Annotated in this window: 17 protein-coding genes and 1 tRNA gene; 11 read left to right on the top strand and 7 right to left on the bottom strand. The window is 33.9% G+C overall.

Features of this window, described 5'->3' with window-relative positions; translation table 11 throughout:
- Positions 1-79: 79 nt before the first annotated feature.
- The 6 genes from porK to BM024_RS02680 all read left to right on the top strand — a co-directional run bounded on the left by porK (position 80) and on the right by BM024_RS02680 (position 7,777).
- Positions 80-1,474 (top strand): T9SS ring complex lipoprotein PorK/GldK, encoded by a 1,395-nt coding sequence (gene porK / locus BM024_RS02705; protein WP_090677919.1) that lies wholly within the window; start codon positions 80-82, stop codon positions 1,472-1,474.
- A 70-nt stretch (positions 1,475-1,544) separates the two neighbouring features.
- Positions 1,545-2,210, top strand: a complete 666-nt coding sequence (gene porL / locus BM024_RS02700; RefSeq protein WP_090677918.1) for a type IX secretion system motor protein PorL/GldL — start codon at positions 1,545-1,547, stop codon at positions 2,208-2,210.
- 38 nt (positions 2,211-2,248) lie between these two features.
- Complete coding sequence (gene porM, locus BM024_RS02695) at positions 2,249-3,808, top strand: type IX secretion system motor protein PorM/GldM (protein ID WP_090677917.1); 1,560 nt, start codon at positions 2,249-2,251, stop codon at positions 3,806-3,808.
- 34 nt (positions 3,809-3,842) lie between these two features.
- Positions 3,843-4,730 (top strand): type IX secretion system ring subunit PorN/GldN, encoded by an 888-nt coding sequence (porN, locus tag BM024_RS02690; protein ID WP_090678088.1) that lies wholly within the window; start codon positions 3,843-3,845, stop codon positions 4,728-4,730.
- 66 nt (positions 4,731-4,796) lie between these two features.
- On the top strand, positions 4,797-5,846 hold the full coding sequence (locus BM024_RS02685; RefSeq protein WP_090677916.1) for an NAD(P)/FAD-dependent oxidoreductase: 1,050 nt from the start codon (positions 4,797-4,799) through the stop codon (positions 5,844-5,846).
- Positions 5,847-5,854: 8 nt separating this feature from the next.
- Positions 5,855-7,777, top strand: coding sequence for an ABC-F family ATP-binding cassette domain-containing protein (locus BM024_RS02680; protein WP_090677915.1), 1,923 nt, complete (start codon positions 5,855-5,857; stop codon positions 7,775-7,777).
- Between the two features lie 137 nt (positions 7,778-7,914).
- Here BM024_RS02680 and BM024_RS02675 read toward each other — a convergent pair.
- A tRNA-Met gene (locus BM024_RS02675) sits at positions 7,915-7,987 on the bottom strand.
- A gap of 119 nt (positions 7,988-8,106) precedes the next feature.
- Between BM024_RS02675 and era the strand changes: the two genes are divergently transcribed.
- The 3 genes from era to BM024_RS02660 all read left to right on the top strand — a co-directional run bounded on the left by era (position 8,107) and on the right by BM024_RS02660 (position 13,200).
- Positions 8,107-8,991 (top strand): GTPase Era, encoded by an 885-nt coding sequence (gene era, locus BM024_RS02670; protein ID WP_090677914.1) that lies wholly within the window; start codon positions 8,107-8,109, stop codon positions 8,989-8,991.
- Between the two features lie 82 nt (positions 8,992-9,073).
- Entirely contained in the window at positions 9,074-10,384 is a 1,311-nt protein-coding gene (gene der, locus BM024_RS02665) for a ribosome biogenesis GTPase Der (protein WP_090677913.1), read from the top strand.
- A 146-nt stretch (positions 10,385-10,530) separates the two neighbouring features.
- Positions 10,531-13,200 carry a TonB-dependent receptor gene (locus BM024_RS02660; protein ID WP_245753848.1) on the top strand — a complete coding sequence of 890 codons (2,670 nt, stop codon included), beginning with the start codon at positions 10,531-10,533 and terminating at the stop codon, positions 13,198-13,200.
- 105 nt (positions 13,201-13,305) lie between these two features.
- On the opposite strand, the gene BM024_RS02655 is transcribed toward BM024_RS02660, so the two are convergent.
- Genes BM024_RS02655 through BM024_RS02635 form a run of 5 tightly spaced genes read right to left on the bottom strand, consistent with a single transcriptional unit; the run spans position 13,306 to position 16,469 of the window.
- Positions 13,306-14,103: a TPM domain-containing protein gene (locus BM024_RS02655; protein WP_090678087.1), complete on the bottom strand. Its 798-nt coding sequence runs from the start codon at positions 14,101-14,103 to the stop codon at positions 13,306-13,308.
- Between the two features lie 8 nt (positions 14,104-14,111).
- On the bottom strand, positions 14,112-14,552 hold the full coding sequence (locus BM024_RS02650) for a TPM domain-containing protein (protein ID WP_090677911.1): 441 nt from the start codon (positions 14,550-14,552) through the stop codon (positions 14,112-14,114).
- Positions 14,553-14,555: 3 nt separating this feature from the next.
- A complete protein-coding gene (locus BM024_RS02645; protein WP_090677910.1) occupies positions 14,556-15,155 on the bottom strand; it encodes a LemA family protein in 600 nt (199 codons plus the stop codon).
- Positions 15,156-15,165: 10 nt separating this feature from the next.
- Entirely contained in the window at positions 15,166-15,492 is a 327-nt protein-coding gene (locus tag BM024_RS02640) for a MerR family transcriptional regulator (protein ID WP_090677909.1), read from the bottom strand.
- Entirely contained in the window at positions 15,492-16,469 is a 978-nt protein-coding gene (locus tag BM024_RS02635; RefSeq protein ID WP_090677908.1) for a M23 family metallopeptidase, read from the bottom strand. Before BM024_RS02635 ends, BM024_RS02640 begins: the two co-directional genes overlap by 1 nt.
- 221 nt (positions 16,470-16,690) lie before the next feature.
- On the opposite strand from BM024_RS02635, the gene alaS reads away from it, so the two are divergent.
- Positions 16,691-19,327: an alanine--tRNA ligase gene (gene alaS, locus BM024_RS02630; RefSeq protein WP_090677907.1), complete on the top strand. Its 2,637-nt coding sequence runs from the start codon at positions 16,691-16,693 to the stop codon at positions 19,325-19,327.
- 54 nt (positions 19,328-19,381) lie between these two features.
- Positions 19,382-20,338 carry a GSCFA domain-containing protein gene (locus BM024_RS02625; protein ID WP_090677906.1) on the top strand — a complete coding sequence of 319 codons (957 nt, stop codon included), beginning with the start codon at positions 19,382-19,384 and terminating at the stop codon, positions 20,336-20,338.
- 53 nt (positions 20,339-20,391) lie between these two features.
- On the opposite strand, the gene BM024_RS02620 is transcribed toward BM024_RS02625, so the two are convergent.
- Positions 20,392-22,134, bottom strand: a complete 1,743-nt coding sequence (locus BM024_RS02620) for an aromatic amino acid hydroxylase (RefSeq protein ID WP_090677905.1) — start codon at positions 22,132-22,134, stop codon at positions 20,392-20,394.
- Positions 22,135-22,141 lie beyond the last annotated feature (7 nt).

The raw sequence follows: 22,141 nt of genomic DNA, 5'->3' as shown, positions 1-22,141 counted from the left end.
GTTTTTCTTTGTGTAATTAAAAATAATTAGATAGGTTTACGGCTTTAAAACCTAAATTAAAAATAAACCCCAAAAATATATGAAGAAGTTCATTACACTAGCAGCATTTGCATCGTTATTATTCAGTTGTGGTTCTGGAGATAGAGGTGAACTAATGGGTGGTGTACCTGGAAAAGAATGGAAAGTAGAGAAGCCACACGGTATGTCTTTAATTCCTGGAGGTACATTTACTATGGGAAGTTCAAACGAGGATTTCTTAAATGCACAAGATGCGCCTACTCGAACCGTGACAGTTGGATCATTCTATATGGATGAAACAGAGGTCACTAATAATCAATATCGAAAGTTCGTTGAGTGGGTTAAAGACTCAGTGGTAAGAACAAGATTGGCTATCTATGCAGATGAAATGGGTATGGCAAAAGGTTCTGGTGGAATCGGAGAGTATGCTTTTGTTGAGGAGAATGAGCCAGAAAACCAAACTCCTTACGAAAAGTACATGTATGATAATTATTATAGCATGGAAATGAGTGATGATATGTATGCTGGAAGAAAAATCAACAAAAGAGCAAGATTACCGATCTCTAAGAAAAGATATCCAGACGAGTATTTTGTAGAGGTTATGGATTCTTTGTATTTACCTGCAAGTGAATCTTATAATGGGATGAGTAGTTTTGATGTTTCTAGATTGAAATTCAAATACTCATACATGGATATTGAGGGGGCTGTTAAGGATAATGGTCAAGATTTAAGATCAAAAAGAAGTAGACATACTAAAACAGAGGAATTGTTGATTTATCCTGATACGACTCGTTGGATAAAGGAGTTTCAATATTCTTATAATGAGCCAATGCACAATGATTATTTCTGGCATGCTGCATATGGAGAATATCCTGTGGTAGGTGTTAACTGGAATCAGGCAAAAGCGTTTTGTGCTTGGAGAACTCTTTATAAAAATTCATATTTGAAAGATAGAAGACAATCTCATCAAGTAAGTTCTTACCGTCTTCCTATGGAGGCTGAATGGGAATATGCTGCTAGAGGTGGTTTAGAAGGTGCTAAATACCCTTGGGGTGGACCTTATACGACAGATGAAAAAGCATGTTTCTTAGCAAACTTTAAGCCTACAAGAACTGATTATGCTGCTGATGGTGCTTTGTATACTGCAGAAGCTAGATCGTATGTTCCAAATGGGTATAATTTGTATAATATGTCTGGAAACGTTTCTGAGTGGACAAGTTCTTCTTATGATGCTTCTTCTTATAGTATTGTTTCATCTTTGAAACCTAAGGATACAAATACTAGTAATCCAATAAAAGTAGTTCGTGGTGGTTCTTGGAGAGATCCAGCTTACTTCTTACAAGTTAGTACACGTGATTCGGAATATGCAGATTCAGCTAGAAGTTATATCGGATTCAGAACAGTACAAACATATTCAGGACCTAATGTAGTACAAACTGCTAGAGGTGCTAGATAATCATGAAATTTATAAAAACGAAAAACTTAAACAAAACCAAATAACTAACTTAAACTAACTATATTTAATTATGGCAATACCAAAAAAAGTGATGAACTTCTGTTACGGGATGGGAGCGTCAGTAGTAATTATCGGAGCATTATTTAAAATTACTCACATGGAGCTAGGTCCTATTAACGGTAATAATATGTTGACTTTGGGACTTGTGGTGGAAGCATTGATTTTTGCTATTTCTGCTTTTGAACCTGTGGACGATGATCTTGATTGGACAAAAGTTTATCCGGAATTGAAAGGTGGTGAAGCACGTTCTATCCAAATTGCTGGTGGCGGTATGATTGGTTCTAATGGAGGACAAGAAGAAGGAATGTTGTCGCAAAAATTAGATCAGTTATTAAAGGATGCTAAGATTGATGGTCAGTTAATGAGTAGTCTAAGTAGAAGTATTCAAAATTTTGAGGCTGCAGCAAAAGAAATTGCTCCAACTGTTGATTCAGTTGCTTCAACTCGTAAATATGCTGAAGAAATGTCATTAGCAGCTACTCAATTAGAGTCATTGAATTCAATGTATAAAGTTCAGTTAGACAGTGCAACTAGAAATGCTGAAATAAATGAAGAAGTTGCAGAAAATAATTTGAAATTGAAAGATCAAATGAAATCATTAACTAATAATTTATCATCATTGAATACTGTGTATGGAGGAATGCTTTCTGCTATGGGTTCAAGAAGTGCTAGTTAGTTTATAATTATTAATTATTTTAAATGAAATTGTAAACTATGGCAGGAGGTAAATTGACGCCAAGGCAAAAGATGATTAACTTGATGTATTTAGTGTTTATCGCGATGATGGCACTTCAAATGTCGAGGGAGGTATTGTCTGCTTTTGGTATGGTAAATGAAAAGTTTGAATCGGCAAACGAAGCAGCATTAGTGAATAATGGGATTTTGCTCGATGCTTTAAAAATAAAAGCAGCGGATGATCCTACTCGTTACGCTATTCCAGCTAAGAAAGCTGAGGAAATGAGTGTTGTCACTTCTGAATTTTTTAATTACTTAGGTAGTTTGAAAACAGAAATTCTTGGTCCAGTAACAAAGGATGAGAATGGTGAACCGATGTATGAAAATATGGATAAAGGAGAGGTTACGGATTCTCAATGGTTTGTTGGGGATAAGTACTCTGATAAAGGAAATGAGATTATATCAAATATTGAAAAATTCAAAACTCAGGTTAAAGATATTTTAGGTACTGATGTTAAATTTCAACCAATCTTAAATGATTTAGAGAAGAGGTTTAATCTTGAGGATGTTAAGGATAAAGAAGGTGTTGTTAAGCCATATTTAATGTATCATTTTCAAGGATTTCCAGCAGTATCATCTTTAGCAAAAATATCAACAATGCAAAATGACGCTAAAGTTATTGAGCATGAAGTTATGAATAGCTTGCTAGGAAATACATTAAGTCAAGCGGCTTCAATGAAAAATTATGCTGCAATTGTTATTCCTGAAAAGTCTGCATTTTTCGCGGGTGAAACATTTAAAGGTAAGGTTGTTTTAGGTCGTTATGACAAATCAACAGTTCCTACGAAAGTTGAAGTTAATGGTAACACAATTGATTTGTCTACTGCATTAGAAGATGGACAGGTTAATCTAGCTTTTGGTACTGGAAATGTCGGGGAACATGAAATAAATGGAAAGTTTACTTTTATGGAAGATGGTAAGGAAATTCCTATCGACATAAAAGGAAATTATGTGGTTGTTCCAAAGCCAAATGAAGCTACTATTTCTGCTGATAAAATGAATGTTGTGTATAGAGGAGTTAAGAATCCTATGACAATTTCATTTGCTGGTATTTCACACGATAAAGTTGTTGCTTCTGCTCCTGGATTAGTGAAGGGATCAAAAGCTGGACAATATGTTATGAGTCCTGGTGCCGGTAGAGAAGTGGTTATTAATGTTGTTGGAACTCTACCTGATGGTCAGAAAGTTGCAGATAAGAAGACTTTTAGGATTAAAGGAATTCCTGCTCCTAGAGGAACAGTTCGTGGAGAATATTCAGCAAAAGGACAAAAATCTAACTTAGAGATTGTGACGGTAGGAGCAAAATTAGAGGATTTTGATTTTGAAGTTGGGTTAACAGTTACAGGGTTTGTTCTTCAAGTTCCAGGGCAACCTAGTGTTGTTGTTGCTGGTAATAGAATGAATGATAGAGCAAAAGATGCTATTAGTAAAGCTAGAAGAGGAGATGTAGTTGTAATTTCTGATATAAAAGTGCGTTTAGAAGGTGCGGGAGATTATATGTTGCCTCGTACTGCTCCGTGTACTTTTGAAATCAATTAATTGCATTTTAATTAAAGAAGAAAATATTTACAATATGAACTGGAAAAAAATATCAACATTCATTGCGTTTAGTGCAATTTCTTTAGGAAGTTACGCGCAGGCAAATTTATTGAATGCAAGATCTGCTGATGAGATTGGAATAAAAGATCTTGCTGAAATTGTTGCTGAGAGTGAAGGGCCTATACCTTATGGGCGAGTTTCGGATCGTGACATACTTTTTGGTATGAAAGTTTGGGAAACAATTTCTTTAGAGGAGAAAGTTAATGCTCCTTATTATTTTCCAACTGAAGCTATTGCTGCTGAGGGTAGAAAATCTTTGTTTCAAGTTTTAATAGATGGAATTAAATCGGGAGATTTAGATGAAGTTTATGGAGATAGTGATTTTAAAAAGAAGCGTACTTTGAAAGATTTAGAGTCGGCTTTTACTAGAATTGATACTACGGATGCAGGTCGTGATTTTTACAATGCAGGAGAGAAAATTCCTGATGAATATATTGTAAGAGAAGAATTGCAGCCACACCATGTGAAAGAATATCATATTGTTGGAATGTGGTTTTTTGATAGAAATCAAGGCGAGCTGAAATATCGTTTACTTGGAATTTGTCCAGTAGTTCCGGATATCTATACTTTAGGTTCTGAGAATGAAAATCTAGTAGAGTTATTTTGGGTTTTTTATCCTGGAGCACGTGAACTTCTATTTAGAAATTATGCATTTAATGAGAAGAATCCTATGAAGCCAATTAATTTTGATCATATGTTGAATTCAAGAAGATTTAGTGCATCAATCTATAAAACAGATAATGTTTATGGTGATAGAAGAATTGATGATTATATTCAAGATAATTCAATGAGACAACTTTTAGAGTCTGAAAGAATAAAAGAATCTATCAGAAATTTAGAAGATGATATGTGGAATTACTAAATTTGTAATTGCAATCATAAAGACTCTTACTTACTTTTGTAGGTAAGAGTTTTTTTATTTTTAGTTATGTTAGATTATATTATAGTAGGAGCTGGATTAGCTGGGGTTTGTTTCGCAGAAACTGTATTGTGTGAGAATAAGAGCTTTTGTCTTATAGATGGCGGGAGTCGTTCTTCTTCATTAGTTGCTGGTGGTATGTATAATCCTGTTGTTTTAAAAAGATTTACTGAGGTATGGAAAACCAAGGAGCAAATAGATTTAGCAAAGCCTTTCTATAAAGCTATTGAGCGGCGATTGGATATTTGCTTTAATCATCCCATGCCTTTGTATAGAAGATTCGCCTCTGTTGAGGAACAGAATAATTGGTTCCAAGCTTTGGATAAACAGAATTTATCGAGTTATCTTTGTCCAGAATTAATATATGATAAAGTTTTGGGTGTCAGGTCTGAATTTGGTTTTGGAGAAGTGAAAGAGACTGGTTATCTAGATGCTAAATTATTAATTGAATCATATCGATCTTTTTTAGATTCGAAAGGACTTTTTGAAAATGAATGTTTTGATTATTCTGAGTTACAATACACTTCATCTTATGTTGAGTATAAGGGTATTCGTGCCAAAAACATTGTATTTGCTGAGGGTTTTGGTTTAAATGAGAATCCTTTTTTTAATTATCTTCCTTTAGATGGAACAAAAGGGGAGTTGTTGGTCGTTAGAATTCCTAATCTGAAAGTCAATTTTATTTTAAAGGCTAAAGTGTTTCTAATTCCTTTGGGTAATGATTTGTTTAAAGTAGGGGCAACTTATGATTGGAAGGATAAAAGTGACTCTATAACTGAGGAAGGGAAAGATGAACTACTCGAAGGGCTTAAGGAAGTAGTTGGTTTGGATTTCGAAGTAGTTAGTCATGTTGCTGGTGTTAGACCCACAGTAAAAGATAGACGTCCTTTGGTAGGGAGTTCAGAGGCTTCTAGTGCTATTCATGTATTAAATGGATTAGGTACTAGAGGAGTATTGTTAGGGCCTTTTTTAGCGAAGGCTTTATACAATTATATTGAAAATGGTGTTGAATTGGATAGAGATATTTCAATTGAACGTTTTAAAAAAAATAATAATTAAATTTATTTATGCTTAATATACATGACTTGTCGGTTTCATTTTCGGGTACTTTTTTATTTGAGAGTGTTACATTTCGACTAGGTGCTGGCGATCGTATTGGATTGGTAGGGAAGAATGGTGCTGGTAAATCTACTATGCTTAAGATTTTATCTCGTGACGTTGCTCCAGATTCTGGAAGTATTGCAACTGAGAAAGAATTGAAAATTGGATTTCTTCGTCAAGATATTGATTTTGTTCAGGGCAGAAGTGTTTTGGATGAGGCTTATCAAGCTTTTGAAGAAATTAAGGATGTAGAGGCTAGGCTAGAGGCTGTTAATAAGCAATTAGCGGAAAGAACGGATTATGAGAGTGATAGTTATTCAGATTTGATAGAGTCTTTGAGTGATTTAACGCATCGTTTTGAAATTATTGGTGGATATAGTTATGTTGGTGAGACTGAGAAGGTTTTACTTGGTCTTGGTTTTAAAAGAGAAGATTTTAATAATCTGACAGATACTTTTTCTGGAGGATGGCGTATGCGTATTGAATTGGCAAAGTTGCTTCTTCAGAATAATGATGTGCTTCTTTTGGATGAGCCTACTAACCACTTGGATATTGAAAGTATTATCTGGTTAGAAGGATTTTTAAGAAATTACTCTGGTGCTGTAGTAATTGTTTCTCATGACAAGATGTTTCTGGATAATGTTACTAATAGGACAATAGAGATTTCTTTAGGTAAGATCTATGATTATAGCAAGCCCTATAGCGAGTATTTGGTTTTGCGTGAGGAAATGAGAGAACAGCAATTGGCTGCGCAAAAGAACCAGTCTAAGAAAATAGAAGAGACGGAAAAGCTTATTGAAAAATTTAGAGCTAAAGCAACAAAGGCTTCTATGGCTCAATCTTTAATTAAGAAATTAGATAAGATTGAACGCATCGAAGTTGATGAAGATGATAATTCTGTAATGAATATTTCTTTTCCTGTTAATTTAACTCCTGGTAAGGTGGTGCTAGAAATGAATCATGTTACTAAAAGTTTTGGCGAAAAAGTAATTTTTGAGGATTTATCTTTGTTGGTAGAAAGGGGGGCTAAAATTGCATTTGTAGGTCAAAATGGACAGGGTAAATCAACTTTGATTAAGGCTGTGGTAAAAGAGTTTGAATATGAAGGTGAGATAAAAATAGGACACAATGTTCAAATTGGATATTTTGCACAAAATCAGGCGGAGTACTTGGATGGTGAGAAAACTATTTTGGATACTATGTTAGATGCTGCGACTGATTCTAGTAGAACTAAGGTTCGTGATATGTTAGGTGCTTTTCTTTTTAGAGGAGATGATGTTGAAAAGAAAGTTAAAGTCTTGTCGGGTGGAGAGCGAAATCGTTTAGCACTGTGTAAAATGCTTTTAAATCCAATAAATGTAATGTTAATGGATGAGCCTACGAATCACTTAGATATTAAGTCTAAAAATGTTTTAAAGGCTGCTCTTAGGAGCTTTGAAGGAACTTTAATTATAGTTTCACATGACCGTGATTTCTTGCAAGGATTGACAGATTTTGTTTATGAGTTTAAGGATAAAAAAATAAAAGAGTATTTAGGAGATATTAATTATTTTTTAGATGAAAGAAAAGCGATGGATATGAGAGAAATTGAGAAGGTAGAATCTGTTAAAGTTTCTAGTTCTCAATCAGGATCTTCGGGATCTGCAGCTTTATCATATGAAAATCAGAAAAAACAAAAGTCAATACAAAATAGATTGAGTAAGATTGAAGCTGAAATTGGTAGTTTGGAAAAGAAAATTGTGAAAGACGATGAGCGTTTGAGTGTTGACTATGAAAAACTGATGAAGGATGTCGTTTTCTTTGAGGATTATAAGAAGAAAAAGAACAAGGTAGAGAAGCTTATGGAGGAATGGGAAGTGTTACAAGAAGAACTAGAAAGCGTTAAGTAGATTTAAAAGTCTTAAGTAAAGAGTTGTATAATAAAAAAAGCCATACTGAAAAGGATGGCTTTTTTTATTATATAATATTGGATGATAGGTTTTTATAAATAAAAAAACCACTTCGATTTGAAGTGGTTTAATTTTAGTAGCGGGAACAGGACTCGAACCTGTGACCTTCGGGTTATGAGCCCGACGAGCTGCCTACTGCTCTATCCCGCGCTATTGTGGTGCAAATATACTATGAATAATTGAATTGACAAATAAATACAGCATTTAAATATTTTTTTATTGTATTTGATTGATATAAGCTACCTTTGTACTCGTTAAAATATATAAATATGGAACATAAAGCAGGTTTTGTAAACATAATTGGTAATCCAAATGTTGGGAAATCAACCTTAATGAATGCTTTAGTAGGTGAGAGACTTTCTATTATTACATCTAAGGCACAGACTACAAGACATAGAATTCTAGGTATTGTAAATGGAGACGACTTTCAAATTTTGTTTTCAGATACTCCTGGTATTATTAAACCTGCCTATGATTTACAGGAATCTATGATGGATTTTGTGAAGTCTGCTTTTGATGATGCTGATATTTTAATATACATGGTTGAAATTGGTGAGAAGGATTTAAAGGATGAAGCTTTTTTTAATAAAATAACGAATTCTAAAATTCCTGTTTTATTACTTATAAATAAAATTGATAAGTCTAATCAAGAAGAATTAGAAGAACAAATTGCTTTGTGGGAGTCTAAGGTTCCTAATGCTACTGTTTTTCCTATTTCAGCTCTTGAAAATTTTAATGTTCAAGCGGTGTTTGAACGTATAATAGAATTGCTACCAGTCTCACCTCCATATTATCCAAAGGATGCTCTTACGGATAAGCCTGAGCGGTTCTTTGTGAATGAGATAATTAGAGAAAAGATTTTACTTAATTATGAAAAGGAGATTCCATATTCTGTTGAGATCGAAACAGAGGAGTTTGTAGAGGATGACGATATCATACGTATCAAATCTGTGATTATGGTTGAACGTGATAGTCAGAAAGGAATAATCATAGGGCATAAAGGTAGCGCCTTAAAGAGAGTAGGTATTGCTGCACGTTTAGATATGGAGAAGTTTTTTGATAAAAAAGTACATATTGAACTTTTTGTAAAAGTGAATAAGGATTGGAGAAATAATACCTTCCAATTACGTCGTTTTGGTTACAATCAAAAATAGAGATTGTAGATAGAGACGTATTAAAAAATAAGTTTAAAATTGTCACACCGAACATAGGTAAGTGACTTAGTTAATAAGAATTATGAGCAGTATAGTAGCGATAGTTGGGAGACCAAATGTAGGAAAGTCGACTTTTTTTAATCGTTTGATTCAAAGAAGAGAAGCGATAGTTGATTCTGTAAGTGGTGTTACACGAGATAGAAATTACGGAAAAAGTGAATGGAATGGTAAGGAGTTTTCTGTTATAGATACAGGAGGATACATTAAAGGGTCGGATGATGTTTTTGAAGGGGAAATCCGTAGACAGGTTGAATTAGCAATTGACGAGGCAGATGCTATTGTATTTGTTGTTGATGTTACTGAGGGAATTACTCCTATGGATGAAGAGGTAGCAAAATTGTTAAGAAAAGTTACAAAACCTATTTTCCTAGCGGTTAATAAAGTTGATAGTGGATCTCGTGAGAAAGATGCTTTTGAGTTTTATAACTTAGGATTGGGCGAATATTTCACTATGGCAGGTATGAGTGGTAGTGGAACTGGAGATTTGTTAGATGCTCTAGTGCTTGCTTTACCAGATGCTCAAGAACCTGAAGAAGATGTTGTTGAATTACCTCGTTTTGCAGTTGTAGGACGTCCAAATGCTGGTAAATCTAGTTTTATAAATGCTCTTATTGGTGAAGATAGATATATCGTTACTGATATAGCTGGAACTACAAGAGATTCTATCGATACACCTTATAATCGTTTTGGATTTGAATTCAATTTGGTTGATACGGCTGGGATTAGAAGAAAAGCTAAGGTTAAAGAAGATTTGGAATTTTATTCTGTAATGAGATCTGTTCGTGCAATTGAGCATAGTGATGTTTGTATTTTGATGATTGACGCGACAAGAGGTTTTGAAGGTCAAGATCAAAGTATTTTCTGGTTGGCTGAAAAAAATAGAAAAGGAATTGTTATCTTAGTTAATAAATGGGATTTGGTTGAGAAAGAAACAATGACCACTGTACAGTTTGAGAAGAAGATACGAGAGATGACAGCTCCTTTTACTGATGTGCCAATTATTTTTACATCAACTATTACAAAGCAACGTTTATTGAAGGCATTGGAGACAGCAGTAAAGGTTCATGAAACTAGAAAGAGAAGAATTCCAACTTCTAAGTTTAATGAAACCATGTTGCCTATTATTGAGCAAACTCCTCCTCCTGCAATCAAAGGGAAGTATATTAAGATTAAGTATTGTATGCAATTGCCAACACCAACACCGCAGTTTGTGTTTTTTGCTAACTTACCTCAATATGTAAAAGATCCTTATAAGAGATATATTGAAAATAAACTGAGAGAAATTTATGATTTCAATGGGGTTCCTATTGATATTTATTTCCGACAAAAGTAAATTTATAAGTTTTAATGCGGTTTGGTACTTTGGTATTATAACCGCTTTTTTTTTGTATGATTAGACATTTTTTATTTTTTTTAGCAGCTTTTTTAATTTCTGTTTTTGGTTTTTCTCAAAATAATCTACTTATAAAAGGTAAGATTATGGAAGGAGAAATTATATCTGCGGAGGCTGCGACGGTGTTTTTATCTAAGGCTAAAGACTCTACGTTGGTTGATTATGCGGTTACAAATTCGCAAGGTATTTTTGAATTAAAAGTCAAGAAACAGACAGAACCAATCCATTTAGTGGTTTCAATGATAGGCTTTGAGGATTTTAAGAAAGAGTTCCTGAAAGTAGATGAAACGATTGATCTAGGAGTCGTATTTTTAAAAGCCATCAGTACTAATTTAGATGAGCTTATAATACAAGCAGAGATACCACCAATAAGAATAAAAAAAGATACTATTGAATTTAACGCTTCTTCTTTTAAAGTTAGACCTGATGCAAATGTTGAAGAACTTTTAAAACAATTGCCAGGGGTTGAAATTGATGCTGAAAAGAAAATTACCGTAAATGGTAAAGAGGTTAATCAAATTTTAGTTAATGGTAAGCCTTTCTTCGATGAGGACGGTAATATTGCAATTCAAAATATCCCTTCTGAATTAATTAATAAAGTTCAAATTACAAATACAAAGTCTAAGAAGGAAGAGTTTACAGGAAAGGTATCTACTTCTGATAAGGCTAGTATCAATCTAACAATCGATGAGGATAAAAACAAAGGGTTGTTTGGGAAGTTTATGGGGGGCTATGGTTCAGGTAAACGTTATGAGAGTAGTGGCTTGCTAAATTATTTTAAAGGTACTCAAAAGATTAGTGTGTTGGGATCATCTAATAATATTAATGCTTCTGGGTTCTCTATGGATGAGGTGTTTGATAATATGGGAGGAGGTAGATCTAGAAGAGGAGGAGTTAATTTTTCTAGAGGTAATGGAATAACTAGATCTAACTTATTGGGTATCAATTTTAGTGATGAGTATTTTGATAAGCTACAAGCAAATGGTAGTTATATGTTTAGTACTAGTGATAATGAAAATAAAAATCGTTCTACAAGAATTAATCTTCTTCCGACGGATGAGTTTACAACGGTATCAGAATCCAATTCCAATAGTTATAATGAAAATCATAATGCTAATTTTTCATTCGAGTATAAAATAGATTCAACATCTACTTTGTATGTAGCTCCTGTTTTTTCGAAAGTGTTTAATCATTCTACTTTTGCTTCTAGTGAGTTTTCTGAAGATGCTGATGGTGTTGCATTGAATGAAAGTAATTCAAGTTCTGATGCTAGTAGTAATAGCGTGAACTTTAATAATAATTTACTTTACAGTAAAAGGTTTAAGAGAAAGGGGAACTATATGTCTTTAGGGATTACAAACTCCAACTCCAAGCAAGATGGTGTGTCCCATGTTGAATCCTTAACTCGTTTTTTTAAAGATAATCAACAAGATGATATTAGAAAACAGCTTCGTGATACGTATTCTACCTCTGATAATTATAATTTTAATATTGAATACTCCCAGCCAATAACTGACTCCTTGTCTTTAGTTCTTGGTGCAGATTATAATCATGCTAATTCTATTGATGACAGGCTTGTTTATGATTTCAATGATCTTTCGGGTGGGTATATGGATTTAAATGTAAGTGAGTCTAATCGGTATAGAACTACTTTGAATCAATATACTCCTAAGGCAGGTCTAATATTGTCAAAAAGTAATCTAACTATTGATTTAGAGTCGGGGGTAGTGATTGCAGATAATTTCTCTAGTGCATTGTTTAATCAAGAGAATTATTCTTCTTCTAAGAATTACGTTACTCCTCATGGAAGAGCTTTTGCTAATTTTAGATTGAATAAAGGGATGTCGTTATTTGGGAATTATAGTTATAACGTTCAATACCCAACAGGGTTTCAAGTATTAGATATTGAGGATGTAAGTAATCCACTAAATACAATTGTTGGAAATCCAGATTTGAAGCCAAGTGAAACTCATGCAACCTTTCTTAGTTTTAATAATTATAATTTTGCTTCCAGATCAGGATACAGTATAAATATTAATTCATCCTTTTTTGAAAATCAAGTTGTTTCAACAGTTGTTTATGATGAGAATAAAAAAAGGACTACTTCTTATGAAAATATTTCTGGGTCTTACAATATAGGAATGGGGGGTAATTGGAGTAAGTCGCATAAAATTGAAGAGCACCAATTGCGTTACGGCTTTAATGCTAGAATTTCTTATGCTAAGACTAAAGGTTTTACTGATGGTATTGAGTTTGTGTCTAAATCCACAACATATAGTCCAAGAGTATATGTTAGTTGGGATTATGGAGAGGTTCTCTCAATGACACCTTCGTATAGTTATAGTTATTATAAATCTACGTATGATAATTATATGGTTGATCAGGCTAATAATTTTCAACACAATTTTAATATTCAGTTGACTTCTTATTGGCCTAAGAATTGGGTTTTTGGTAATGATTTTGGTTATTCATATAATTCTAAGATAGCAAGTGGTTTTAAAAAATCGTTCTATTTATGGAATACGAGCTTGTCTTATGCTTTTAAGGACAAGGCTTTTGTTGCTAAAGTTAAGGTATATGATCTTTTGAATCAAAATATAAGTTCTACTCGAACTTTAGATCCAACAATGATATTAGACCAAGAAAATACTGTTTTGAAAAGATATGTTATGTTTTCATTGGCATACAAGTTTGATCGATTTGGAAATGCTGATTCAAGGGAGAAGAGAGGGGGGCAAAGAAGGATGAGAATGTAAATTAGAAGAGTTCGTATATGTGATAATTTTGCTTTTAAAATAATACAAAGAGGGCTTTCGATTATGAAAGCCCTCTTTGTATTATTTGTTTTTATGTTATGGGGTTTACCAACTTCCTCCTGCTCCACCACCAGAGAATCCTCCGCCGCCAAATCCACCGCCGAAGCCACCTCCACCAGAGAATCCACCACCTCCACTCCCGAAACCGCCTCCTAAGATGCTACCAGCTCTTCCAAGTGTAATCATGTCAAATAAATCTGGGCCCGAATGTGTGCCTCTATTGCCTCTACCTCCTCCTCCATTTTTTCTAGTGAAAAGAAAAAGTAAAATAAGTGCGATTACAATAATGGTTCCTATACCTATACCGTCTCCTATATTGTTTGAAGGTTTTTTGTCGTTAACATATTTTCCTTCTAATGCACGAATGACTTCATCAGTACCAGATTCTAAGCCTTGATAGTAATTTCCCTGTTTAAAGTAAGGTGTTATAGCTTCTCTTATTATTTCTCCTACCACACCAGCGGTTAACCTATCCTCAACGCCATAGCCTGCGGAAATCCATATTTCTCTTTCTTCGTAAGCCAATAATACTAATACACCATTGTCTTTACTTTTACCTCCTATTCCCCATGCATGTGCCCATTTAGGAGTTAGTAGACCTAAGTTTTCTCCTTTAGATGAAGGTATTGTGATTACAACGACTTGATTAGAAGTGCTGTCAGCATAATTGATTAGTTTTTGTTCTAATTGTTTCTTTTGACTTGCTTCTAAGATGTTGGCATAATCATATAGGCTAGTTTGTTCAGAGGAACTTTTTGGTTTTTCTGGTATATCAAATTGCGCGTGACTGATAGTGCTCACTAAAACACTTAGCAATAGTATTAGGAAATAAAATTTTTTCATTTGTTTTTTCATTCTCCTTTTGATATTTCATTTGGCAACTCATTCGTGTCGTTTCTCTCGAATGGAAAATGAGTATGAAGTTTATTGCCTGTTTCAATGATACCTTTGATGAGTCCTATTTTAAATTCCCCCATTTTAAAATGTTTGACCATAGTATCTTTAATGCTGTCCCAGAAGTTGTGTTTAACGATTTTGTCAATTCCTTCGTCTCCTATGATTGCAAAGTTTTTTTGTTTTATAGCAATGTAGAATAAAACGCCATTTTTAGATGCGGTTTGATCCATTTTTAGAAGTTCAAAGACTTCTTTAGCTCTTTCTAAAACAGGCTTATCATAACCACTTTCTATATGCACTCGAATTTCTCCAGATGTGTTCAATTCTGCTTCTGTTATGGCAGCTACAATCTCTTGTTCGTCTGACTTAGAAAGTATACCGTCTGTAATAGCCATGTGTTAGTCAAATGAGAAATTTACATCAACTGGTTTTTCTGCACCTTCAACTGCATTGAAATATGCTTTTTCTTTAAAACCGAATATGCCTGCAAAAAGATTGTTAGGGAAAATTTTTATGTGGTTGTTGTAGCTCATTACTGATTCATTAAAACGCACACGTGCAGTTTGAATGGTGTTTTCTGTGCTTGCTAATTCATCTTGCAATTTTAGAAAGTTTTGATTTGCTTTTAAATCAGGGTATCGCTCTACATTTACTAATAATCTTGATAATGCTGATGATACACCACTTTGTGCTTTATTGAATTCTGCTAATTGTTCTGCTGTTATATTTGAAGGGTCAATAACAGTCTTAGTTGCTTCTGATCTGGCTTTAATTACACCTTCTAGCGTGCTTTTTTCAAAATCTGCAGCACCTTTAACGGTATTTACTAAGTTACCTATTAAATCATTTCTACGTTGATATGAGGTTTGTACATCTCCCCATGTTTTTTCAACTGTTTGATTTAATGTTACAGCAGTGTTGTTGATTCCTTTCGCCCAGCTAAAAAGACCAATGATAATTACTACTACAATGATGATTGGGATAATTGCTTTTTTCATTTTTTTTTATTTAAAGTTCGTTTTTAATGTTTAATAATGTGTTTTTTATGGACTCTAATTTCTGTATCAATTCAAAATTATCTAATGATTCTTTTGGTTTTGTTTTCAAATAGTCTTTAGCTCCGTCTAATGTGAAACCTCTTTCCTTTACTAAGTGAAAAATAATTTTAAGGTTTTTTAAATCTTCAGGAGTAAACATTCGATTGCCCTTTGCATTTTTCTTGGGTTTAAGAATGTCGAATTCTTTTTCCCAAAAGCGAATTAGGGAAGTGTTTACCTGAAAGGCTTTTGCAAGCTCTCCAATGCTATAATATCTTTTTTCTGGTAGTTCTAACATTAGTCTAAAGATTGGTTTTCATGACTCGCTTGTTCTGCTAATAATTCATATTCTTTCGCAGAAATTGAACCGTAATAATAATTTAATGGATTGACCACTTTTCCTTGGTAATAAACTTCATAATGTAAGTGAGCACCTGTGCTTCTTCCTGTATTACCTACATATCCAATAATATCTCCTCTTTTTACTTTTTGACCTTGCTTTGCATTGTATTTGCTCAAATGTCCGTAACGTGTTTTATATCCAAATCCATGTGTAATTTCTATCAAATTTCCATATCCGGAAAGTTGATTGTTCGCTCTTGTTATGGTTCCGTCTCCTGTTGCATAGATTGGAGCTCCTACATGTGCAGAAAAATCCATTCCTTCATGGAATTTGCGAATCTTAGTAAAAGGGTCTGTTCTGTATCCGTATCCTGAAGCCATGCTTTTTAAATCTTCATTTTTTACTGGTTGAATAGCTGGGATAGAAGCTAATAATTTTTCTTTTCCTTTTGCTAAATCAACTAATTCATCTAAAGATAAGGATTGTATTGCAATTTGTTTGGATAAACGATCCATTCTCTCATTTGTGGATATTAATAATTCTTCATTATTGAATTCTTCAAATTCTTTATATCTATTGATTCCTCCTAATCCAGATCTTCGTTGCTCACTTGGGATTGGTGCAGCGTTAAAGTAAGACCTGTAAATGTAATTGTCTCTAACTTCAAGTTCATCTAAAACTTCGGTTAACAAATCCATTTTTTTACTTAATAGCTTATAGTTCGTTTTGAATGCTGCAATCTCTCTTGCTTGTCTTTTTTGTTTTGGAGTTTCTAACAGGGAAGTGTTTAGAAGAATAAAAAAAGCTAACAATCCGAAAAGAGCTGCAGTGAATATGAAAAGGAAAAAATAGCCAAACTGCTTCCTTTTTTTAGGAAGTATTTTGTGAAATGCTAATTTCTCCGGATCGTAATAATATTTAACCTTAGCCATATACTAAAAAAATATACTATTTTTGCAAGTTCAAAACGGTATGCTATGCAGTGTATAGTGATCAATAGCTAACAAATTTAAAAAAATGTTTTTCATTTGATTGATGCAGTGTGTTTATTTAATAGTTTTTTGGTAATAATGATGTTATTTAGTTTCTTTTGCTAAAAAACGCTAGTCCAGTTTTGAATTAATTTAGTTTTAGAAAATAGTTTCCTTAAGATATGAAATCACAAGAAATTCGCAAGAAATTTTTAAACTTTTTTGAGGGGAAAGGTCACCTTATCGTTCCCTCTGCACCTATTGTTTTAAAGGATGATCCTACATTGATGTTTAATAACTCAGGAATGGCTCAATTTAAAGAGTATTTTCTTGGGAATGCCACACCAAAGAGTAAACGTATTGCTGATACGCAAAAATGTTTACGTGTTTCTGGAAAGCATAATGACTTAGAAGATGTCGGTTTTGATACATACCATCACACTATGTTTGAAATGCTGGGTAACTGGTCTTTTGGGGATTATTTCAAAAAGGAAGCAATTAAATGGGCATGGGAGTTTTTAACTGAAGAGTTGAAAATAGATAAGGATAGATTGTATGTTTCTGTTTTTGAGGGAAATGAACAAGAAAATGTTCCTTTTGATCAAGAAGCTTTTGATTTGTGGAAGCAATATGTTTCAGAAGACCGTATTATCCTTGGGAATAAGAAGGATAATTTTTGGGAAATGGGTGATCAAGGACCTTGCGGACCTTGCTCTGAAATTCATATTGATATTCGTTCAGAAGAGGAAAGAGCGTCTGTGTCTGGTCGTTCTTTAGTGAATGCAGATCATCCGCAGGTGGTTGAAATATGGAATAATGTTTTTATGGAGTTCAATAGAAAGGCCGACGGCTCTCTTGAAAAACTACCAGCAAAACACGTTGATACAGGAATGGGCTTTGAGCGTTTGTGTATGGCAATGCAAGGTGTTACCTCTAATTATGATACAGATGTGTTTACACCGTTGATTTCTAAAGTGGAGGAAATAACAAGATTAAAATACACTAATAATGAGATTAAAGAAATCTCTGAAGAACAAAATAAGGTTAATATAGCTATCCGCGTTGTCGTTGACCATGTGCGTGCGGTTGCTTTTGCTATTGCTGATGGACAATTACCTTCAAACAATGGAGCTGGTTATGTTATTCGAAGAATATTAAGACGTGCTATTCGATATGGTTTTACCTTTTTAGGAACAAAAGAACCTTTTATTTATAAGTTAGTAGATGTGTTGGCTGAACAAATGGGAGACTTCTTCCCTGAAATTGTAAGTCAAAAGGGATTGGTTCAAAATGTGATAAAGGAAGAAGAATCTTCTTTCTTGCGTACACTTGACCAAGGGTTGCATTTGTTAGATACGGTTATTGGAAATACAGATGGAAAGATCGTTGATGGGGCTAAGGCTTTTGAATTGTATGATACTTTTGGTTTTCCTATTGATTTAACGGCTCTAATTCTTAGAGAGAAAGGATATGAATTAGATGAGGAAGGTTTTAAAAAGGCAATGCAAGTTCAAAAAGACCGTTCACGTGCTGCTTCTGAGGTTTCTAAAGATGATTGGAAAGTGTTAATAGACGGAAATGTTGAAACATTTGTTGGATATGATAAAACAGAAAATGAAGTTCAAATTACGAGAATTCGTAAAGTTGAAACGAAGAAAGATGGGGTCTTATATCAATTAGTTTTAAATAATACTCCGTTTTATCCTGAAGGAGGTGGACAAGTTGGTGATAAAGGGTTGCTGGTGTCTGCTAATGAAACTATAGAGATTTTTGATACTAAAAAAGAGAATAACCTTATATTACATTTTACAAAAATGCTTCCTGAGAATTTGGAAGGAGTATTTATTGCTAAAGTTAATACAGATTTACGTTCAAAATCTTCTAAGAACCACTCTGCGACACATTTGTTACACCAGGCATTGCGTTCTGTGTTGGGTACTCATGTAGAGCAAAAAGGCTCATTGGTTGCTCCTAACTATCTTCGATTTGACTTTTCTCATTTTTCTAAGGTTACTGATGAGCAGTTAAAAGAAGTGGAGAATTTTGTGAATGCACGTATATCAGAGCAATTACCACTTGTTGAAAGACGTTCAATTCCATTTCAACAAGCTTTAGAAGAGGGAGCAATGGCATTGTTTGGAGAAAAGTATGGTGATGAAGTAAGAGCAATTAAGTTTGGTGAATCTATGGAGTTATGTGGAGGAATTCATGTGACTAATACTGCTGATATTTGGTCTTTTAAAATCATTTCTGAAGGAGCTGTGGCTGCAGGTATTCGTCGTATTGAGGCGATTACAGGTGATGCTGTTAGACAGTTTTATTCGGAGCAAGAAACGGTTTTGAAGGATGTAAAAGAAATTTTAAAAAATCCTCAAGATACTTTAAAGGCAGTTTCTTCCTTACAAGAAGATAATGCAAAGCTTAAAAAACAAGTTGAACAGCTGTTGAAGGAAAAGGCGAAACAGATGAAAGGTGAATTGATGCAAGATATTCAGATGGTTAACGGAGTTCAGTTTTTAGCAAAGCAAGTTGATTTGGATGTTAATGGAGCTAAAGATTTGCTGTATGAGATTGGTGGGACAGCTGAGAATTTCTTTATGGTACTTGGTATAATACAAGACGGTAAGCCGATGTTAAGTTGCTATATTTCTAAAGAATTATCAGAAAGTAAAGGATATAATGCAGGACAAGTTGTTCGTGAGCTAGGTAAATTTATTCAAGGTGGCGGCGGAGGTCAAGCATTTTTTGCTACTGCTGGTGGAAAAAATGCAGAGGGTATGCGAGAGGCGATTGATAATGCAGTATCTTTTATAAAATAACTTGAAGATTCTCCGTTTTGGAGAATCTTTCTTTTTTCATTCAATTCTTATATTATGAAGTTTAGTACTGTAGTTCCGGTTGATGAAGCCTTGGTTAAAATCGACTATAATTCCAAAATAGTTAGTTTGGGGTCTTGCTTTGCGGTTAATATGGCTCAAAAGTTTAAGAGATTTCAGTTTAAAACTGAAACTAATCCAGTTGGGATATTGTTCCATCCACTCGCTATTCAAAGGCTACTAGAATATGCGATTACTAATTATGAATTCTCTAGTAAGGATGTATTTCTTTATAATGAAATTTGGAGTTGTTTTGATGCGCATTCCGATATGAATGAATTAGAGGAGGATGCAATTATTGAGAGTTTAAATAACGCAGTTATTGAGTTTTCTAAGTCTCTAAGAGAGGCTTCTCATGTTTTTTTGACATTTGGCACAGCATGGGTATATGAGAGAAAGGAAGATAGTAGAGTTGTTGCTAATTGCCATAAGGTAGCTCAAGATGTTTTTGAAAAACGTTTATTGTCTTATGACGAGATATTGCAAAGTTATCAGGAAATTACTCGATTAATTCATGAGTTGAATCCTAATGCACAAATTGTATTTACAGTTTCTCCTGTGAGACATATAAAAGATGGTTTTGTTGGAAACCAAAGAAGTAAGGCAAATCTTATTGGAGCTTTACATCAGTTTTTAGATGAGAATTTGGATGTGAAATGTTTTTATTTTCCTGCCTTTGAATTGGTAATGGATGAGTTGAGAGATTATAGGTTCTATGATCAAGATATGTTACACCCAAATCAATTAGCAATTGATTATATATGGGAGCGGTTATTAAAGTCTTTTGTTAGTTCGGAGACAATGATGATTATGAAAAAAGTAGAAGAGGTTACTAAGGCTATGGAACATAGACCTTTTAATCCAACTTCTGAACAGCATTTGAAATTTATGGATAGCTTGATTGATAAAATAGATTATTTGCTAGATCGTTATCCGTTCATGAGTTTTAGGTAGTATTCTGTAATATAAAAAAATCCACTTCATTGAAGTGGATTTTTTATTGAGGTTTAATTTAAGATCTCAATTCCATTGTCGATAAGATGTTTTATTTCAGGTCTTGAATTCTTTACATTTTCTAAATGTGCATAAGAATCTTTTTCCAATTGTTTGTCGGATTCTTTAGTAGCGATTTCTAAAATCTCTAATGTAAGAAGCCAGTCGTTTTGAAATTTATTTTTTAGAGTTTCAAGAATGGTATTTAAATCTGTTTTTCCTTCATTTTCGCGATGTTTTCTAACAGCTAGATACATTCTTTCTAATTCGACCTTTTCCTCATTGCTAATTGCTTTGATGGTTTGAGAGGAAGGGACATGATTAATCAAATTGAAACTCTTGAAGTCAGCAGGACCTGAGAAGGCAGATACTATTTCTGAACCAATTGCCATATCATATGTACCCCATTCAGGTTTAAAAAGGATTTGATTTTCATAGTTAACTGTACAGTTTTTAAAGCTAATTAATATGATTTTGCCTTTTAAATTTCTGATGCCTGTTATAATTTCTCCTTTTACAGTAACTCCTCCTTCGAATTCTAAAGTAGCAACCTTTCCCTCATAGATATTGTAAGCTTTAAGGTCTTTTGGACTCATATCTTCAATAGCTAGATTTATTCCTTTTAATTTACCTATTGCAGATCCAAAACCTGAGGAGTGAAGATCTGTTCCGTGACCTACTAATTCTTTTTCTCTATAAGCTAAAGCTGTTTTACCTGTGGTTTGAAGGTATATAGGTTTGTTTTGATATTCTATAACATTTGTGAAAACACCGGATACTTGTAATCCTGTGTTTAACTCAATAGTTCCTATTGCTTTGGAATCTATAAGTTTTGATATTCCTTCTAATCCTCCGGTTCTCAGTGCCATTTTGCTCGCAAATTCCTCGAGTACTTCACTTAAATGAGCAAAATCAGGAGTAACATATAATTGTGGTTGAGGCTTGGTAATGTCAAAATCTTGATATGCCGCTTGGATCGTATAAGGTAGTTTTTTTACTTTATCGGTCATACACCATGAACTTTCTCCAATGGAAGAAAGTAAACCAGCTCCAAATATTTTCGGATTTTCCATAGTTCCTATAAGTCCGTATTCAACAGTCCACCAATGAAGGTTTCGAATAAGAGCCATTTCAGAAGGGGTTTCTTTTTTATTTTGAAGTTCATCTACTCGGTTAGCTGCCGCTTCAACTTCTTCTGGAGCTACATTTTCTGCTTCTTTAAGAATAGATAATAAGCGAATTGCTTCATACATTTCATAGTCATGAGCTGACGAGATAGCTTTGCATCCAATTTCTCCAAACCTTCTTAAGTATTCAGCATATTCAGGATTAGCTATAATAGGAGCATGTCCTGCTCCTTCATGTATGATATCTGGTGCAGGGGTGTATTCAATGTGTTCAAGTTGACGTATGTCTGATGCAATCACTAAAACTTTGTATGCTTGAAATTCCATAAAAGCATTCGGAGGGATAAAGCCATCAACAGCAACGGCTGCCCATCCAATCTCTTTTAGAATCCTATTCATGCCATACATATTGGGAATGCTTTCAATCGAAATTCCAGTCTGTTTAAGTCCGTTTATATAGGATTCGTGAGCTACTTTACCTAAGTAATCTACATTCTTTCTCATAACATACCTCCATACAGCTTGGTTTATTGGAGTGTAATCATCATAATGTTGAGGTTTGATAAATTGCTTTAAATGAGGTGGAAGTCTGTCTATTAACGGATTGCTTTCATATTCCTTGGCATTCATGTTTTTT

The organism is Myroides guanonis (assembly GCF_900114085.1).
Classification (GTDB): Bacteria; Bacteroidota; Bacteroidia; order Flavobacteriales; family Flavobacteriaceae; genus Flavobacterium; species Flavobacterium guanonis.
Note: the sequence above shows the minus strand (reverse complement) of the source record. Positions and strands in the feature narration are given on the sequence as shown.

Excerpts from the sequence above, each read along its gene's own strand:
- porK (WP_090677919.1), top strand. The coding sequence starts at position 80 with ATGAAGAAGTTCATTACACTAGCAGCATTTGCATCGTTATTATTCAGT.
- porL (WP_090677918.1), top strand. The coding sequence starts at position 1,545 with ATGGCAATACCAAAAAAAGTGATGAACTTCTGTTACGGGATGGGAGCG.
- porM (WP_090677917.1), top strand. The coding sequence starts at position 2,249 with ATGGCAGGAGGTAAATTGACGCCAAGGCAAAAGATGATTAACTTGATG.
- porN (WP_090678088.1), top strand. The coding sequence starts at position 3,843 with ATGAACTGGAAAAAAATATCAACATTCATTGCGTTTAGTGCAATTTCT.
- BM024_RS02685 (WP_090677916.1), top strand. The coding sequence starts at position 4,797 with ATGTTAGATTATATTATAGTAGGAGCTGGATTAGCTGGGGTTTGTTTC.
- BM024_RS02680 (WP_090677915.1), top strand. The coding sequence starts at position 5,855 with ATGCTTAATATACATGACTTGTCGGTTTCATTTTCGGGTACTTTTTTA.
- era (WP_090677914.1), top strand. The coding sequence starts at position 8,107 with ATGGAACATAAAGCAGGTTTTGTAAACATAATTGGTAATCCAAATGTT.
- der (WP_090677913.1), top strand. The coding sequence starts at position 9,074 with ATGAGCAGTATAGTAGCGATAGTTGGGAGACCAAATGTAGGAAAGTCG.
- BM024_RS02660 (WP_245753848.1), top strand. The coding sequence starts at position 10,531 with ATGGAAGGAGAAATTATATCTGCGGAGGCTGCGACGGTGTTTTTATCT.
- BM024_RS02655 (WP_090678087.1), bottom strand. The coding sequence starts at position 14,103 with ATGAAAAAATTTTATTTCCTAATACTATTGCTAAGTGTTTTAGTGAGC.
- BM024_RS02650 (WP_090677911.1), bottom strand. The coding sequence starts at position 14,552 with ATGGCTATTACAGACGGTATACTTTCTAAGTCAGACGAACAAGAGATT.
- BM024_RS02645 (WP_090677910.1), bottom strand. The coding sequence starts at position 15,155 with ATGAAAAAAGCAATTATCCCAATCATCATTGTAGTAGTAATTATCATT.
- BM024_RS02640 (WP_090677909.1), bottom strand. The coding sequence starts at position 15,492 with ATGTTAGAACTACCAGAAAAAAGATATTATAGCATTGGAGAGCTTGCA.
- BM024_RS02635 (WP_090677908.1), bottom strand. The coding sequence starts at position 16,469 with ATGGCTAAGGTTAAATATTATTACGATCCGGAGAAATTAGCATTTCAC.
- alaS (WP_090677907.1), top strand. The coding sequence starts at position 16,691 with ATGAAATCACAAGAAATTCGCAAGAAATTTTTAAACTTTTTTGAGGGG.
- BM024_RS02625 (WP_090677906.1), top strand. The coding sequence starts at position 19,382 with ATGAAGTTTAGTACTGTAGTTCCGGTTGATGAAGCCTTGGTTAAAATC.
- BM024_RS02620 (WP_090677905.1), bottom strand. The coding sequence starts at position 22,134 with ATGAATGCCAAGGAATATGAAAGCAATCCGTTAATAGACAGACTTCCA.